Below are 16514 nucleotides of genomic sequence, written 5' to 3' on the forward strand. Positions count from 1 at the left end.
AACACCGGCCACCACATCGGAATGGCCGTTCAGCCCCTTGGTGGCCGAATGCATCACCAGATCGGCCCCCATGTTCAAAGGGCGCATCAGAACCGGCGTGGCCGCCGTGGCATCCACCGCCAAAAGCGCGCCCGCCGCATGGGCAAGCTCTGCCGCCTGCGCGATATCCACCAGTTTCAGCCAAGGGTTCGAGGGCACCTCGATCCAGACCAAATCAGCCTTGGTGCCCAAAGCCTGCGACAGCAGGTCGGGATCGGCGGCCTCCACCTCCTCCAAGGCAATGCCGCGCCGCGCGCAAAACTCCCGCGCCCATTTCACCGTGCCCCAGTAGATGCCCGATTGCATGACGATCCGGCCACCATTCGGCACCGTGCGAAAAAGCGCCGCAATCGCCGCCATCCCCGAAGGGAAAAGCCGTGTCGCCGCAGCACCTTCCAGAGCGCAAATCACCGCCTCGGCCTGCCGCACCGTATCGTTGTCGTCCCGGCCATAGATATTGTCGGGCCGCAGCAGCGCGTAATCCGCCCCGCGCCCATAGGTCGAGGCGACCGAGACCCCCGGCACCACGCCGCCGGTCTCGGGCTCAACAGCGCCTGCCGCCTGCGCCGCCACGGTGGCCGGTTTCCATGTCGTCACGCCAATACCCCCGTCACCTGCCCTGCAAACAGCCGCCCCGGCCCCCAGCCCTGTGCCTCGATCCCACCCAGGGTTAGCAAGTGCCACAAGAGCGCCTGGTTGGAACTCACCACCGGCAGGCCCAATTCCGCCTCCACCGCGCCGATCACGCCAAAGGTCCGCAGGTTGGTACAACTGGCAAAAACCGCCTCAACGCCTTCTGCACGGCCCGCCTTTAGCATTGCCGCACGGGTCGAGGCCTCGGAAATTCGCGCCACCGTCCAATCCTCACTTTGTCCAAAGCTCACTTCGCTGACTACCTCGATGCCATGCTGGGCCAGATAGGCGATCATCGGCGCGGTCACCTCGGGGACATAGGGCGTGACCAGCGCGATCCGCGTAACCCCCAGTGCTCCTAGCCCGGCAATGACCGAGGACATCGGGTTGGTCACCGGCACGCCGGCATGCGCCTTTTGCACCAAGTCCTGAACCCGGCCCGGGCCAATCACCGTCGCCCCCGAGGTGCAGGCATAGGCCACCGCGCGCAACCCATCAGGCAGTCGGGCCGCCGTGCCGGTCATCTCACCCGCCATCATTTCCAAATCCTCAGGCGTCACATGCGCCTGCGCCGGAATGCGCGCATGCAAAAGGTTCACGGGCCGGTTCCCCAGAACCTGCCGGGCCTCGAATTCCAAGGTCTCATCGGTGCTCAGAACGATCAGCCCAAGGCGGCACCCGCCGCCCGCGCCCTCATCGGTCTCATAGTCCATGGTCATCCTCCCGCTCATGCGGCACGCTCGGGGCGGCTAACGGTGCCACCGGCCACCGCCCCCGCCACACCGGTCGTTCCGGGGCAGGAGGTGGGCAGGCCCCGCGCCACGCGCACCGCAAGAAAGCCGAAAGCCTGCGCTTCCAGCATATCGCCGTCAAGGCCCGCCTCCTCGACAGGGGCGACATCACAGGGCAGATGCGCGGCAAGCCGGGCCATCAGCGCGGGGTTCCTGCGCCCGCCCCCCGTGACCAGAATTCGCGCGGGAGGTTCCGGGCAATGCTCCATCCCACGCGCCACGCTGGCTGCGCATATCTCGACCAATGTCGCCACCGCATCGGCATCGTCAAGCTCCGTCACCATGTCCGGAATGCCCTTGAAATCATCCCGATCCAGCGATTTTGGCGGCATCCGGTAGAAATAGCCGTGCGACAGGAAATCCTCGACCACAGCGGCATCCGCAACCCCCTCAAGGCCAAGCGCGCCCCCCTCATCAAAGGCACGGCCCCGCCGGAGCTGCATCAGATCATTGATCGGCGCATTGGCCGGGCCGGTGTCAAAAGCCAAAAGCGCGCCTGCCTCTTCAGGCGCGGGTTTGCGCGGGTCCAGCCATGTCACATTGCCCACGCCACCAAGGTTGAGAAATACCATCGGGGCCTCGGCGCCCATCCATTGCGCACAGGCGAAATGGTAAAACGGGGCCAGCGGCGCGCCCTCGCCGCCCAAGCTCACATCGGCACTGCGAAAATCCCAGACCACCGGCAGGCCAAGTTCTTGGGCCAAGGCCTCGCCATCGCCCAATTGATGCGTGCCGCGCCCGCGCGGCTCATGCGCCAGCGTCTGACCATGAAACCCGACAAGCTCCACGCCCCCGAAACCGCTCAGGGCGTCAAGATGCGCCCGCTGCACCACCTCCAGCGCCGCAGCACACCCTTCTCCGGGCCATTTACCCAAGGCGGCCCGCAATACCGCACGCTCATGATCGGAATAGGGCCGATAGTGGCTTTCGCCAAAGCCGAAAACCCGCGCCCCATCGGTTTCGATCACGGCCGCGTCGACCCCGTCCAGCGAGGTCCCTGACATTGCGCCAAGCGCCCGAATGCTATCACCCTTCAACATGGCCTTTTCCTTCGCCCGATCCCTGCCTATACATGCCGCGCAATCAACAGCGGGACAAGCCATATGACCTACCACCCCAAGTCCGAATTCCTGCGCATCATGCAAGAGCGCGGCTTCATGGCCGACTGCACCGACCTGCAGGGCCTTGACGAGGCGATGATGGAAGGGGTCGTTCCGGGGTATATCGGCTTCGACGCGACGGCGAAATCGCTGCACGTCGGCTCGCTCATCCAAATCATGATGCTGCGCTGGCTGCAAAAGACCGGCCACCGCCCGATCACCCTGATGGGGGGCGGCACCACCAAGGTGGGCGATCCCAGCTTCCGCGCCGATGAACGCCCGCTTCTGGACGAGGCCGCGATTCAGGCCAATATCGACGGGATTCAGCGGGTCTTTGCCTCCTACGTCAGCTATGAAAACAGCGCCACGGGCGCGCTGATGGTCAACAACGCCGAATGGCTGGACGGGTTGAAATACATCGAATTCCTGCGCGACATCGGGCGCTATTTCTCGGTCAACCGGATGCTGTCGTTCGAGTCGGTGAAATCGCGGCTGGACCGGGAACAATCCCTGTCCTTCCTCGAATTCAATTACATGATCCTGCAAGCCTATGACTTCCTAGAGCTGAACCGCCGCTACGGCTGCGCTTTGCAGATGGGCGGCTCGGATCAATGGGGCAATATCGTCAATGGGATCGACCTCACCCGCCGGGTGATCGGGCATGAGGTTTATGGCCTCACCTCGCCTTTGCTGACCACCGCCGATGGCCGCAAGATGGGCAAATCGGCCGATGGCGCGATCTGGCTCAATGCCGATATGTGCGCGCCTTATGAATTCTGGCAGTTCTGGCGCAACACCATGGATGCCGACGTTGGCCGCTTCCTCAAACTCTATACCGAGTTGGACATCGAGGAATGCGAGCGTCTGGGCGCGCTCGAAGGCTCCGAGATCAACGAGGCCAAGATCGTGCTGGCCAATGAGGTCACGACCCTGTTGCACGGGGCCGAGGCCGCCGCCGCTGCCGAGGCCACGGCCCGCGAAGTCTTCGAGAAGGGAGGCGTTGGCGATGACCTGCCCACGCTTGAACTCTCGCCCGCCGATCTGGGAGATGGCATCTCGATCGTGCAGTTGATCGTCAAATCGGGGTTGGCCAAATCCGGCAAAGAGGCCAAGCGCCTGATTTCCGAGAACGGCGCCAAGATCGACGACGCCCCGCTGACCGATGCGGGTATGATGCTCGACGCGGGCGCGCTCGCCTCGCCTGTCAAACTCTCGGCAGGCAAAAAACGCCACGCGCTGGTCAAACTGGCCGACTAGCCCCGTAGGGTGCGCAGTCACTGCGCACCTTCCACCCGCCCCCGATTTCTTCAAAAGAAATCGGACCGAAGTCTTTTAAAGACTTCGGCACAGACTGTCACAAAAGCTTCACTTGCGACCCGGCCCATATATCCATAATCCATGATATATGGATAAGTCAGACGCCCTCACCGCCTTCGCGGCCCTGTCACAACCCGCGCGCCTCGATGCCTTCCGCCTGCTGATCAAGGCCGGCCCCGAAGGCCTGCCCGCCGGACAAATCGCAACGCAATTGGGCCAGCGGCAAAACACCATGTCCGCCAATCTCTCGATCCTTGCCAACGCGGGCCTCATCACCTCCACCCGCCAAGGCCGCTCGATCCTCTACCGCGCGCATATGCCCGCCCTGCGCGGGTTGCTGGCCTTCCTGATGGAAGACTGCTGCGGCGGTACCCCCGAGGCTTGCGAACCGCTTCTCGATACCCTCACCTGCTCCTGCTGAAAGGCATTCCAGATGAAAAACGTCCTCTTCCTCTGCACCGGCAACTCCGCCCGCTCCATCCTCGCCGAGGCGATCATGTCGGCCCAGCCCGGCTTCAAGGGCTTCTCCGCCGGCTCCCAGCCGCAAGGCGAACCCAATCCCTACGCCATCAACCTTTTGCAAAACCTCGGGCACGACACCTCCGAAATGCGCTCCAAAAGCTGGGATGAATTCGCCGCCCCCGACGCGCCGCAAATGGATTTCATCTTCACCGTCTGCGACAACGCCGCCGGTGAGGTCTGCCCGGTCTGGCCCGGCCAACCCATGAGCGCCCACTGGGGCCTGCCCGACCCGGCTGCCGTCACCGGCACCGAGGCCGAAATCGCCGCCGCCTTCGCGGAAACCTACCGCGCCCTCCTGCGCCGCATCCAGGTGTTTGCCGCCCTGCCGCTCGAAACACTCGACACACTCGCGCTGAAAACCAAGCTCGACGATATCGGCCAGGATACAGAGGCCCCGGCATGACCTTCGACCTGCCCCGCCGCCTGACCGCCGAAGCCCTTGGCACCGCCCTTCTGGTCTGCACCGTCGTGGGCTCCGGCATCATGGCCGAAACCCTGACCGATGACGTGGCCCTCGCGCTTCTGGGCAACACCCTGCCCACCGGGGCGATCCTCGTGGTGCTCATCACCCTGCTGGGCCCTATCTCGGGCGCGCATTTCAACCCGGCGGTCACACTGGCCTTCGCCCTGCGCCGCGAAATCAGCCCGCAACAGGCCGCCGCCTATACCGGCGCCCAAATCGCGGGTGGCGTCATCGGCACGATCATGGCCCACGGCATGTTCGATCAAAGCCTTTTGCAGGTCTCGCAAACCGTGCGCACCGGCGGCCCGCAATGGTTTGCGGAGGTCGTCGCCACCTTCGGTCTGGTCGGCACCATCCTCGCCGGCCTTCGCTTCCGCGAACCGGCGATCCCTTGGCTCGTCGGCCTCTACATCACGGCGGCCTACTGGTTCACCGCCTCCACCTCCTTCGCCAACCCCGCCGTCGCCATCGGGCGGGCCTTTACCGATACCTTCTCTGGCATCCGGCCCATGGACCTTCCGGGCTTCATCCTTGCCCAAGGGGTGGGCTCGGTGATCGCCGTGCTGCTCTTCGGCTGGCTCCTGCGCGCCCGGTACGAGGCCGAGACAACCCCCGCGGAGTGACCCCATGAGCATCGTCATTCACCACAACCCCGCCTGCGGGACGTCCCGCAACGTGCTGGCCATCATCCGCACCAGCGGGGCCGAGCCAACGGTCATCGACTACCTAGAAACCGGCTGGACCCGGCCACAGCTTCTGGCGCTCTTCGCGGCCGCAAACCTCACCCCACGCGCGGCTTTGAGAACCACCAAATCCCCCGCCGAGGAACTGGGCCTGCTCGACCCGGCCATATCCGACGAGGTCCTGCTCGACGCCATGCTGGACCACCCGGTGCTGGTCAATCGGCCCATCGTCTGCACCGCCAAGGGCGTGCGCCTCTGCCGCCCTTCTGAAACCGTGCTCGACCTGCTAGAGACAGCGCCAAAAGGCCCGCTTTACAAAGAAGACGGCCAAATGATCCTTGACGAGACTGGACAGCCCCTTGCCTGACACCCCCAATATCGACGACAGCCAATTCCAGCAAATCGACGAAGAGCAACTCTTCCCGGCCACGCGGCCCACACATGCGCCGCGCATCCTGCTCCTCTACGGTAGCCTGCGAGAGCGGTCCTTCTCCCGCCTGCTCAGCGAGGAAGCCGCCGGCATCCTCACACGGCTTGGAGCCGACACGAAAACCTTCAACCCCTCGGGCCTGCCCCTGCCCGACGATGCGCAAGCCGACCACCCCAAGGTGGCCGAGTTGCGCGAACTGGTGATGTGGTCCGAAGGCATGGTCTGGGTCAGCCCCGAACGCCACGGGGCCATGACCGGCATCATGAAAACGCAAGTGGACTGGATCCCGCTGGCCCCGATCGGCGGCATCCGCCCGACCCAAGGCAAAACGCTGGCCATCGCCCAGGTCTGCGGCGGGTCGCAAAGTTTCAACGCCGTCAACCAAATGCGAATCTTGGGCCGCTGGATGCGGATGCTCACCATCCCCAACCAATCCTCGGTCCCCAAGGCATGGGATGAATTCGACAGCGCAGGCCGCATGAAACCCGGCCCCTATTACAACCGCGTTGTCGACGTGATGGAAGAACTGGTGAAATTCACCCTCCTGACACGCGGCCAATCCACCTACCTCACCGACCGCTACTCCGAACGGGTCGAAAGCGTCGAGGCATTGTCGAAACGCGTGAACATGCCCAAGGCAACCTGACCGGCTCACGCACCGGTACAGTCATTCCTGGATTGCCCTTTGCCCGGCCCGCGACCGCACCAAACCTAGTGGGCGGGTTGCTGGAAAGGCTTTTATATTGTAGTCTGCCCCCATAAAAACAAATCGCCAGGCAGGCTATGCAGTACATATATCATCTCGGCGCCCACAGGACGGCGTCATCGCTACTACAGCGCAACCTTGTCGAAAATCTCGATGAGCTCCGCGCGCAGGGTGTCTTTTACGTCAACGCGGAACTCCCTTGGGCGATCAAGCGACAGCGTAACATCATCCGCGAGATGCACGCGCCTGACGCAGAGCCCCCGGGCCTGCCCCGGCGCCTCAACCGCCGGATCGCCAAGGCGGCAAAGCAGGCGGGCGCGCGCATCGTTCTGCAATCCAACACCGAAAGCCTTGGCCCCGCCATGCACGAAGCCCTTGCAAATGGCATGAGCCATCCGGGGTTTTATCCGCGGGCCGAACAATGCCTGCACATGCTCACCGTGGATCGCCCGCCCGAGGATGTCCGCCTCCTGCTCTATTCCCGCACGCCTGAAACCTATCTCGCCAGTCTCTACAGCGAGATGATCCGCGAAGGCTGGAGCAATGTCGACATCGACACATTCTGCCAATCGCTGGATTTGGCCTCGCTGGATTTCGACACGCTCAAAACACGGATCGAAGGGTTGCGACCGGGATTTCGCGTCATCTCACGGCAATACGAGCGGATCAAACTTGGCGCCGATACATTCATCAGCACGTTCATGCGCGACATCGGTCTTGATGCAAAATATATTCAGCCCGTCCGCCCCGCCCATGTGCCCGACCTTGACGCGGCACAGGTCGAAGCCCTGCGGCATGTGTCCTTTGGCGATACCTCGCGCAATCCCAAGCGCATAAAACGCCTGCGTGACCAGATATTGCGTCAATCAAGCAACCCGGCGGACCCCGTGATGCTCCCCGGCTGGGCACGCGATGCCCTCCACGCGCCCACGACCAAGCCTTATCTCAAAGCGGTGTCCTAAGTCGCCATACTGCGTGATTGGTTCGACGCACAAACCCGCAACGCAGACTGTGGCGCTCGCGTTGAAAAACGGCAGCCAGGGCAAGCTCTCTGTCAGCCCCGAAATGCACGCAACAAAATCGGAGCCGCATTCGCGATTGCCGACTCTCGCGGCGCAGGTCACGAACTGGCAAAAAGCGGACTTTGCTACCGTTTTTACTGATAATTGCTTGTCCGATTTCGCGAACTAACTGATCTTGCCACTCAGGCCATGGCCAGAAGTCAGGGTTGTGATCCAGCGCTTTCTCCTGCTCTCGCTTCCAGTTTCTCCATGAGTTCAGGAATAAAACGCTCACTAAACCCGGCAATTGTGGCAAATACTAGAAGCGCAAGAGTGTTTTCTTTTAGCATTCCCAATACGAGATCGCTCACGGACATCATATAGAAAATGATGCCAAAAAAGAGTCCAACTAGTACGCGCGCGAACCCTTCTGCCACGAGCATCTTGGGTTGAGACTTCCAATTGATTTTTAAGCCCGTAATCCGGTGAGCAACCGAAATTGCAGCGCCAGCAGCACCCATCAAACCACACCATGTCCCCACTGCCCATTCACCGGAGAAGGAGAGGCCCCAATCAAGAAGGAGCCCGATTGACACAATGATGCCCAGGGCCAAAAAACAATAAGTTACGTACGAAAAGCGAGCGCTTTGCTGTGATAGCTCCTCGATGGAAGCGGCTACCGCATGAAAGTGAACGGGTGAAGACAGGTTCTCAGTTGAATTGAGAGCTTGAAACAATGACTTCCCGAGAAGTTTGAAATGATCTTCTTTCTGCCGTTTCGGCACGTAAGTCCTGATTAGCTGCATCAAGCTATCAAACTCGCTTACCGAAGGTTTCTTATAGTCTGGGATATCTCCGCCATCACCAAAGTACGACCATCTAAGATTATTATCGTCCGTTATGTAGACAGCTGCTGTCTTAGATTGGCCAAGCACCTCTTTGACAATTTGGCCAGTACTGGTCTTTGAACCTATTTTCAGAGGGTCATCCATGACTGCCACTCGTTTCCATACTTCTTCCGCAAAAAGCCTACAACAAGTTGCAGCGATTAAGAAGCGGACATTCTTTCAAGATGCAGCATCCGGGACTTTGGGCTCAAACCCGTCCTTCGCTGCGCTCAACGCGAAAGGCCGCTGTCGGATGACCGTGACCAACAACACGCTGGCATTTATCCATGATCTTGCCGGAAACCGTCAGCCGTCGCCTTTTTGCGGCCCGCCTGGGACCAAGGGTTACCCTTTCGCTCCCCGCAACCGCCACGCCTGATACAGCGCCGCCACCAAGGTCATCCCCGCCAAAGACGCCCAGATCGCGCCGGACTGCTCCAGATAGACGACACCCGCCGCGTCATCAAAGCACCGGCCCAAGGCATTGAAACAATCGCGCCACCGAAAATATTGCACGTAGTATAGCCACCCAAAGACGCCGGACAGCGCAAGTAGCACCAAGCATATGGTCGCTCTGATCATCGGCCTTCCCCGTCAGATCGTCCTACCACCCTATCGCCTCTGCCATCCCGGTCATAGGGTCATCCACGCCGAAGCGCCAAAGATGCTGCATACCTCCTGTAAATTTCGCGTCTGCCCATGATCTCGCACAAAGGCGTTAACAAGGTTTTGCGCAAGCGTCCGGTGGACAGTCAGCGCTTGCTCTGTACAAACTGTACAGAGATCCCAGAATTTCCGTACGACTCGTACGACATCACATCTCGGACCCTGAAATTTCGTACGAAATCTGCGGGCTAAACGTACGACCCGTACGAAAATCGCTCAGCCGCGCGCGTCCAATGCCTCTCGCAGCAAATCGCGCACCATATCGGGGTCCACATCCGAGGTCACGAAGGCCTCGCCAATGCCGCGCGCAAGGATGAACCGCAGCTTGCCATCGACCACTTTCTTGTCCTGTCCCATCAGGTCAAGAAGAGTATCGGCATCAGGCAATTCTCCCTCAATATCAGATAGATCAACCTTCATCTTCATGTCACGCAAATGCGCGCGCACCCGGCTTGGGTCTTCTTGGGAGCACAGCCCCATCCGCGATGACAGCTCAAAGGCCAAGGCACAACCAATGGCCACCCCCTCGCCATGCAGAAGCCGGTCCGAATACCCCGTCGCTGCCTCCAAGGCATGGCAGAATGTATGACCCAAATTCAAAAGCGCCCTGTCACCCTGTTCAGTTTCATCGCGCACCACGATCTCGGCCTTCATCTCGACCGAGCGTTTTACAGCCGCGATCCGCGCCTCCATATCGCCACCCGCGGCACGTGAAGCATTCTCTTCAAGCCATTGAAAGAATTGTCTATCTCCCAAGAGTCCGTACTTCACGACCTCACCGTATCCGGCCAGATAGTCCCGCTCGGTCAGGGTCCCCAAAACCTCTGTATCGGCCAAAACCATGCTGGGTTGGTGGAACGCCCCGATCAGGTTTTTTCCCTGCGGCGCATTGATCCCGGTCTTACCACCAACCGAGCTATCCACCTGCGCCAAAAGGCTTGTGGGCACCTGCACAAAGCGCACCCCCCGCCGCAAGACTGCGGCGGCAAAGCCGACAAGGTCACCGATCACGCCGCCACCCAAGGCCACGACCACGTCGTTGCGTTCGACTTTCTGCGCCAGAAGCCACTCGACGACTCGTTCGAAATGCGGCCAGCTTTTGGTGCCTTCGCCAGGCGGAAGGGTCATAGAAACAGCGGAAATACCTTGCGTTTCCAAACCCTTGAGAAGCGTTTTTAAATGTATTTCGGCAACGTGTTCATCGGCCACAATAGCCACCCGGGGCCGCGATAGCAAAGGACCGACCAAGGCACCCGACTGCTCCAGCAAACCGGGACCGATATGGATGTCATACTCCCGACCCTTGAGCGGCACATGCACCGTTTCCATCATGTCACTGCCTCCAAAACATCAGGTCGCGTGGTCAAGACCTGCAAAACTTTCTCCGCCATGTCGTCAATCGAATATTCGGCTCGGGCCTCTACCGCCAAATCGGCTTGGCTATAAATCGGTGCGCGCACCTCGTACAGCTCACGCAGGGTCTCATAAGGATTAGGAGTACGCAGTAAAGGTCTGGTATCCTTGTGTTTTACGCGATTCCACAACAGGCCCAAATCAGCCTTCAGCCAGACAGAAACGCCCTTTTCCGACATCAGCCTGCGGTTCCGCTCGGCCATGAACGCGCCGCCACCGGTCGACAGAATTCCGCGTTCCTCCTCCAGAAGCCGGTCGATCACCTGCGTTTCACGGTCACGAAAGAAAGCCTCGCCATCCCGTTCGAATATCTCGGCTATACTCATCGCCGCCGCGGTCACGATCTCTGCGTCCGAATCCAGAAAGGGCACATGCAGTTTCGCCGCCAGCGCCCGCCCAACGGCGGTTTTCCCGGCGCCCATCATTCCTACCAGCACCACGGTTTTCTTCAGTTTCCAAGGCCCGGCGTCTGACACCTTCGGCGCTCCCCTGCCAATTTTTCAGTCTGTTTTTCTGAATGACGTGATCTTGCGTCAAAGGCCAGCTATAACCACTATCAAGCAAAAGGAAAACGGGCAGGCAAACAATGTTGCGACTAATCAAATGGCTGATCTATCTTGCGGTTCTAGGATTCATTGCACTCGTGGGCTTTGCCTATCTCGGCCCCTTCTTCGGAGCCGATTTTGCCCCGCCTACGGAAGAGATTCGTCAGGACATCATACTTGAGACTGAATAAACCCGCTCTTTTCATGGCACTTGCCGCACTGCCCGCAAGCGCGCAGGACGAACCATTGTCCGCGATTGACTGGCTCAATTCGCAGACAGCAGTGACAGTCGCCAAACCCCGCATCGCCATGCCGGATGAACCACCGGTCAGCGATGGGGTCGACGTCCCCGACGTCGACGTGATGCCGCTCGACAATGCGATTCCTGACGCCGTTGGCCTCTTGCCGCAATCGACGACCGGCCTGCCGCCAACGCTTTGGCAGGAAAGCCGCGCCAGTCGCATAATCACCCGCCTCAACCGCCTGCCCGACAGGCCCCTGCCAGCTTCACAAGCACTGTATTACACGCTTGTGCTTGCCGAGGCCGATCCCCCCAACGATACCGGCAAAGGCGCGCCGGTGCTCAAGGCGCGGATCGAAGCCTTGAGAAAATACGGCGCCGTGGCCCCCGCACGCGCGCTTCTCGAGCGCGCCGGCCCGGTGCGCCGCGAGGTCTTCGACCAGTGGCTCGATCTGGCCCTGCTCGACGGCGCCGAAGATGCCCCCTGCCGCGCCCTCGCGCAAGATCCCCGGCTCAGTTCCGATTACGCCGCGCGCATCTTCTGCATGGCCCGTGCAGGTGATTGGAACACGGCGGCGCTGACCTTTGAGACCGCCCAAGCGCTTGATCTGCTACCACCGGTGCAAATCGCGCTTCTTGCGCAGTTTTTGGACCCCGAACTCATGGATGACGCCCCGAGCCTCGCACCGCCCGGCAACATGACCCCATTGACGTTCCGCCTCTTTGAGGCCGTGGGCCGCCCTCTGCCCACTCGCAACCTGCCGCGCGCCTTTGCAGTGGCCGACCTGCGCGGCACCTCCGGCTGGAAGGCCGAGCTTGAGGCCGCCGAACGGCTGGCGCGCACCGGCGCCCTGCCCGCCAATCGTCTTCTTGGACTATACACCAACAGAAAGCCCGCCGCCTCTGGCGGCGTTTGGGACAGGGTCGAGGCGTTACAGGCCTTCGATCGCGCCCTGACCCGCGAAGACCCCAAGGACATTGCGCGCAGGCTGCCGCCTGTCTGGTCCGAGATGCGCGATCAAGGGCTGGCCGTGGTCTTTGCCGAGATGTTCGGCGAGGCGCTCTCCAAGGTCGAACTCACCGGCACCGCCCGTCAACAGGCGCTGCAAGTCGCGTTGCTCTCCCCCTCCTATGAAGCCGCGGCCCAAAACATCGACGCGCAAAGCCCGCTGGCCTTCCATGCCGGGCTGGCCCAAGGCACCCCTTCGCCGGATCAGGCCAAGACACCGCAACAGCAGGCCATCGCAAAAGCCTTTTCCAACACCGCGCCCGCGCCACGCGACACCCGACTACTGGAGGCTGGCAAGCTGGGCGAGGCGATCCTCGCCGCAGTCACCCGGCTCGACCGGGCCGGCTCTACCGACACCGACGACCTGACCGCCGCACTCTCGACCCTGCGGGCCGTGGGGTTGGAAGACACCGCGCGCCGCGCCGCCCTGCAACGCTTGCTTCTCTACGGTGAACCATGAGCAGTGACAGGCACTGGCTTTCGGCTTTTCTCGATGCCCATGCCGCCGAACTGGGTGCGGCACAGAACACCTTGGCTGCCTACGCCCGCGATCTTGGTGATTTCACCGATTGGCTTGGAAACCAGCGGGCCACGCTGGCCGTTGCCTCGCAACAGGATATTGAATCCTACCTTGTCCATTGCGATGCTCAGGGCTTGGCCAAATCCACCCGTGCAAGGCGGCTCTCGGCCATCAAGCAGCTTTACCGTTTCACCTTCGACGAAGGCCTGCGCGAGGATAACCCTGCCATACGCATCAAGGGGCCGGGCCGCGACAGGACCCTCCCCAAAACCCTGAGCGAGCAGGAGGTCGACCGCCTGCTATCGGCCGCACGCACCCATGGGCGCGAGACCGACCGGCTGCGCAACACCTGCCTGATGGAACTGCTCTATGCCACCGGCATGCGGGTGTCGGAACTGGTGGGCCTGCCCGTTGCGGCGGCGCGCGGCGACCCCAACCTGCTGCTCATCAAGGGCAAGGGCGGCAAGGAACGCATGGTGCCGCTCTCGCCGCCCGCCCGCGCGGCCCTCACCGAATGGCTCAAGGCCCGCGACGCGGCTGAAGACTTGGCCCGCCAAGACGGCAAAGCCACCTCACCCTTCCTTTTCCCCTCACGCGGCAAGGCCGGGCACCTGACGCGGCACCGCTTTTACATGCTTATCAAGGAGCTCGCCGTAGCGGGCGGGGTATCGCCTGCCAAGGTCACGCCGCACACCCTGCGCCATGCCTTCGCCACGCATCTCCTGGCCAATGGGGCCGACCTGCGGGCAATCCAAACCCTTCTGGGTCACGCCGATGTCGGCACCACCGAGATTTATACCCACGTTCTGGAAGACCGCCTGCGCGATCTGGTGCAGGAGCATCACCCACTGGCCAAATCCACCCGCCGCAACTCGGGCGGCAACACATCCTCGGACGGCCAGTAACCGCTCACAAGCCCCGCGTCATAGCCCTGTGTCAGGCCCGCTTCCTGCATCGTCTTGAAGGCCGATCCATGATCATACGACAATTCGTGGATGACGGGCACACCATCTTCCAGAGTGGCAAAGCGTGTCTCTGCCCGCCCGTCATTCGGCGGCATCCCCACAACCCCGGCGTTGACCCAAAGCACCCCGGCCACGTCACGTTGAAAGGCAAGGCCGCAATGCCCGGCGATGACCATCTCAACCGGGCCAAGGAGGTCGCGCAACGTCTCCACTTCCTCGGCAAACACCGCCTCGGGCGAGGTTGGCCAGATAAACCGGCTCACGTTCGTCACACCACCATGGATCACCGCCACGCGCCTGCCGGCCTGTTCAAACACCACCACATCCGGCAAACCGCCCATCCAAGCGCGCTCTTCTGGCCCAATCTGCGCATCCGCATGGGCATACCAGCCCGCCGACAGCAGGTCACAGGCGCTGCCTGCGTCGAAGCCACAGCCGCAGTCTACCGCCCGCGCCGCCAATTGCTTTTCGCAATTGCCCGCCACCACGGCACAGCCCGCCCGCCGCACCGTTTCCACCGTTTGCGCGGCCTCGGCACAATAGGCCACCACGTCCCCGGTGCAGATCACATGATCCTGGGCGATGCCACCTCGCTCGGCGCAACGCAGCACCGCATGCGTCGCCGCGAGGTTGGAATATGGTCCACCAAACAGCAGAACCGCCCCCGCACGCTGTCCCAAATCCATCACATGCATCGCAACCTATCCCTTGAACCTGCGCATCACGCACCGCATAAGACACCTGCATAAAAGGACGTCTGACCGCATGGAAGCCGCATCACCAACACTTGATTTCGCCTTTTGGGTCACCGCCGGGGCCATTCTCGCGCTTTTGGTGCTTTCGGGCTTTTTCTCGGGCAGCGAAACCGCCCTGACGGCGGCCTCGCGCGGGAAACTGCGCGCCCGCGCCGACAAGGGCGACAAGGGCGCCAACCGTGCGCTTGAAATCACCGAGGACAATGAACGCCTCATCGGCTCGGTCCTGCTTGGCAACAACCTTGTCAACATCCTTGCCACCTCACTGGCCACGGCTATGTTCACCCGGCTTTTCGGCGAATCCGGTGTTGCTCTCGCGACCCTCGTGATGACCCTTCTGGTCCTGATTTTCGCCGAGGTGCTGCCGAAAACCTACGCCATCACCAATGCCGAACCCGCCGCCTCGCGCGTGGCCCCGGTGATCGGGCTTGTGGTGCGGGTTTTCTCGCCCGTGGTCAGCACCGTGCGCTGGCTGGTGCGCGGCGTGTTGCGCGTCTTCGGCGTACAAACCGACCCCGATAGCCACATCCTCGCCGTACGCGAGGAAATCGCGGGCGCGCTGTACCTCGGCCACTCCGAAGGCGTGGTCGAAAAAGAAGACCGTGACCGCATCCTTGGCGCGCTCGATCTGGGCGAACGCGCTGTGGAGGAAATCATGCTTCACCGCAGCCAGATCGAGATGATCAATGCCGAGGATGACCCGCAGGCCATCCTCGACCAATGCCTGCAATCCAATCACACGCGCCTGCCCGTCTACCGCGACGACCCCGACAACATCATCGGCGTCGTTCACGCCAAGGACCTGCTGCGCGCCATGCACAAGCTGGTCATGGGCGGCGATGCGGTCAGCGCCGAGGCGCTTGCCGATTTCGACATCTCGGATGTCGCGATGAAACCCTATTTCGTACCCGAAACCACCACGCTGGACGACCAGATGCGCCAATTCCTGCGCATGCGTAGCCATTTCGCGCTGGTGGTCGATGAATACGGCACCCTGCAAGGGCTGATCACGCTTGAGGATATCCTCGAAGAGATCGTCGGCGAAATCACCGATGAGTTCGACCCCGACGCCGATCACCCCATTCGCCGCAGCGACGACAACCAGTTTCTCGTCGACGGGGCCATGACCATCCGCGATCTCAACCGCGCCACCGACTGGAACCTGCCGGACGAAGAGGCCAACACCATTGCCGGTCTGGTCATCCACGAGGCGCAGATGATCCCCGACACAAGCCAGGTGTTCAATTTCCACGGCTTCCGCTTCGAGGTGATCGAGAAAGCCGACAACCGGATCACCAGACTCAAGATCCGCAAACTGTGACCGCATGAACAACCGCTTCTCGAAAACGCCCGAACCACCCTATTACGCGGTCATCTTCACCAACCAGCTTTGCGAGGATGACGCAGGCTATGACGAGATGGGCGAGGCGATGTTCGATCTGGCCATGGCGCAACCCGGCTGCCTTGGGGCAGAAACCGCCCGTGATGCCGCGCGCTTCGGTATCACGGTCTCCTACTGGGACAGCGAAGAAAGCATCGGCAGATGGAAGGCCGAGGCCAAGCACCTCGTGGCCCAGAAACAAGGCATCGAGCGCTGGTACAGCCACTACGAATTGCGGGTAGCCCGCGTCGAACGTGCCTATTCCGGCCCCGAGGGGCGCAGTCTGCTTTAGAGAATGCCATAGGACGCCGTGTAGCAGGTGATGATCAAATATCTCGTCCAAAGTGGTCCGATGAGGGCTATGCGGGAGGAAGCTGCCGCCCGAGGATCGCGAAAGGATTGCCGTCGAGCGCAACCGCCCGGCGCAGTCCGGGCATCGCCCGACCT

20 protein-coding genes are annotated in these 16514 nt (G+C 61.6%); 12 read left to right on the top strand and 8 right to left on the bottom strand.

Annotated features, from left to right (window positions below):
- From QZ498_RS15910 to QZ498_RS15920, 3 genes are all read right to left on the bottom strand, one after another.
- The coding region (locus tag QZ498_RS15910) for an aminotransferase class V-fold PLP-dependent enzyme (protein WP_294624008.1) at positions 1-636 on the bottom strand (636 nt) is incomplete at its 3' end.
- On the bottom strand, positions 633-1385 hold the full coding sequence (locus QZ498_RS15915) for an Asp/Glu racemase (protein WP_294624010.1): 753 nt from the start codon (positions 1383-1385) through the stop codon (positions 633-635). The genes QZ498_RS15910 and QZ498_RS15915, both read right to left, overlap by 4 nt.
- 14 nt (positions 1386-1399) lie before the next feature.
- Complete coding sequence (locus QZ498_RS15920; RefSeq protein ID WP_294624012.1) at positions 1400-2503, bottom strand: anhydro-N-acetylmuramic acid kinase; 1104 nt, start codon at positions 2501-2503, stop codon at positions 1400-1402.
- A gap of 63 nt (positions 2504-2566) precedes the next feature.
- Between QZ498_RS15920 and tyrS the strand changes: the two genes are divergently transcribed.
- The 7 genes from tyrS to QZ498_RS15955 all read left to right on the top strand — a co-directional run bounded on the left by tyrS (position 2567) and on the right by QZ498_RS15955 (position 7646).
- Positions 2567-3820 carry a tyrosine--tRNA ligase gene (tyrS, locus tag QZ498_RS15925; RefSeq protein WP_294624014.1) on the top strand — a complete coding sequence of 418 codons (1254 nt, stop codon included), beginning with the start codon at positions 2567-2569 and terminating at the stop codon, positions 3818-3820.
- 148 nt (positions 3821-3968) lie between these two features.
- On the top strand, positions 3969-4301 hold the full coding sequence (locus QZ498_RS15930; protein WP_294624016.1) for a helix-turn-helix transcriptional regulator: 333 nt from the start codon (positions 3969-3971) through the stop codon (positions 4299-4301).
- Between the two features lie 12 nt (positions 4302-4313).
- Positions 4314-4805 (top strand): arsenate reductase ArsC, encoded by a 492-nt coding sequence (locus QZ498_RS15935; protein WP_294624018.1) that lies wholly within the window; start codon positions 4314-4316, stop codon positions 4803-4805.
- On the top strand, positions 4802-5488 hold the full coding sequence (locus tag QZ498_RS15940) for an MIP/aquaporin family protein (protein ID WP_294624020.1): 687 nt from the start codon (positions 4802-4804) through the stop codon (positions 5486-5488). The genes QZ498_RS15935 and QZ498_RS15940 overlap by 4 nt, the downstream gene beginning before the upstream one ends.
- A gap of 4 nt (positions 5489-5492) precedes the next feature.
- Positions 5493-5915 (top strand): arsenate reductase (glutaredoxin), encoded by a 423-nt coding sequence (gene arsC, locus QZ498_RS15945; protein ID WP_294624022.1) that lies wholly within the window; start codon positions 5493-5495, stop codon positions 5913-5915.
- Positions 5908-6624: an arsenical resistance protein ArsH gene (arsH, locus tag QZ498_RS15950; protein WP_294624024.1), complete on the top strand. Its 717-nt coding sequence runs from the start codon at positions 5908-5910 to the stop codon at positions 6622-6624. The genes arsC and arsH overlap by 8 nt, the downstream gene beginning before the upstream one ends.
- A 137-nt stretch (positions 6625-6761) precedes the next feature.
- The gene (locus tag QZ498_RS15955) at positions 6762-7646 is read left to right on the top strand and encodes a hypothetical protein (protein WP_294624026.1); all 885 of its coding nucleotides are present in this window, start codon (positions 6762-6764) and stop codon (positions 7644-7646) included.
- 260 nt (positions 7647-7906) lie between these two features.
- Here the strand turns inward: QZ498_RS15955 and QZ498_RS15960 are convergent, their stop codons facing one another.
- From QZ498_RS15960 to QZ498_RS15975, 4 genes are all read right to left on the bottom strand, one after another.
- Positions 7907-8677 (bottom strand): hypothetical protein, encoded by a 771-nt coding sequence (locus QZ498_RS15960; RefSeq protein ID WP_294624028.1) that lies wholly within the window; start codon positions 8675-8677, stop codon positions 7907-7909.
- 240 nt (positions 8678-8917) lie between these two features.
- On the bottom strand, positions 8918-9154 hold the full coding sequence (locus QZ498_RS15965; RefSeq protein ID WP_294624030.1) for a hypothetical protein: 237 nt from the start codon (positions 9152-9154) through the stop codon (positions 8918-8920).
- A 300-nt stretch (positions 9155-9454) separates the two neighbouring features.
- Complete coding sequence (aroB, locus tag QZ498_RS15970; protein WP_294624032.1) at positions 9455-10570, bottom strand: 3-dehydroquinate synthase; 1116 nt, start codon at positions 10568-10570, stop codon at positions 9455-9457.
- Positions 10567-11127 (bottom strand): shikimate kinase, encoded by a 561-nt coding sequence (locus tag QZ498_RS15975; protein WP_294624034.1) that lies wholly within the window; start codon positions 11125-11127, stop codon positions 10567-10569. The genes aroB and QZ498_RS15975 overlap by 4 nt, the downstream gene beginning before the upstream one ends.
- A 110-nt stretch (positions 11128-11237) precedes the next feature.
- Between QZ498_RS15975 and QZ498_RS15980 the strand changes: the two genes are divergently transcribed.
- The 3 genes from QZ498_RS15980 to QZ498_RS15990 are packed head-to-tail and all read left to right on the top strand — an operon-like array spanning position 11238 to position 13871.
- Positions 11238-11387, top strand: a complete 150-nt coding sequence (locus tag QZ498_RS15980; protein WP_294624036.1) for a hypothetical protein — start codon at positions 11238-11240, stop codon at positions 11385-11387.
- Positions 11374-12906, top strand: a complete 1533-nt coding sequence (locus tag QZ498_RS15985) for a hypothetical protein (RefSeq protein WP_294624038.1) — start codon at positions 11374-11376, stop codon at positions 12904-12906. The genes QZ498_RS15980 and QZ498_RS15985 overlap by 14 nt, the downstream gene beginning before the upstream one ends.
- Entirely contained in the window at positions 12903-13871 is a 969-nt protein-coding gene (locus QZ498_RS15990; protein WP_294624040.1) for a site-specific tyrosine recombinase XerD, read from the top strand. Before QZ498_RS15985 ends, QZ498_RS15990 begins: the two co-directional genes overlap by 4 nt.
- On the opposite strand, the gene QZ498_RS15995 is transcribed toward QZ498_RS15990, so the two are convergent.
- The gene (locus QZ498_RS15995) at positions 13808-14626 is read right to left on the bottom strand and encodes a metallophosphoesterase family protein (RefSeq protein WP_294624041.1); all 819 of its coding nucleotides are present in this window, start codon (positions 14624-14626) and stop codon (positions 13808-13810) included. The two genes, QZ498_RS15990 and QZ498_RS15995, sit on opposite strands and share 64 nt — an antisense overlap.
- 70 nt (positions 14627-14696) lie before the next feature.
- Here QZ498_RS15995 and QZ498_RS16000 point away from each other — a divergent pair, with 70 nt between their 5' ends.
- Both QZ498_RS16000 and QZ498_RS16005 read left to right on the top strand, forming a co-directional pair.
- Positions 14697-16007, top strand: a complete 1311-nt coding sequence (locus QZ498_RS16000; protein ID WP_294624043.1) for an HlyC/CorC family transporter — start codon at positions 14697-14699, stop codon at positions 16005-16007.
- A gap of 4 nt (positions 16008-16011) precedes the next feature.
- Positions 16012-16359, top strand: a complete 348-nt coding sequence (locus QZ498_RS16005; protein ID WP_294624045.1) for an antibiotic biosynthesis monooxygenase — start codon at positions 16012-16014, stop codon at positions 16357-16359.
- The last annotated feature ends 155 nt before the right edge of the window (positions 16360-16514 follow it).

Source organism: uncultured Roseovarius sp. (assembly GCF_913057115.1).
Classification (GTDB): domain Bacteria; phylum Pseudomonadota; class Alphaproteobacteria; order Rhodobacterales; family Rhodobacteraceae; genus Roseovarius.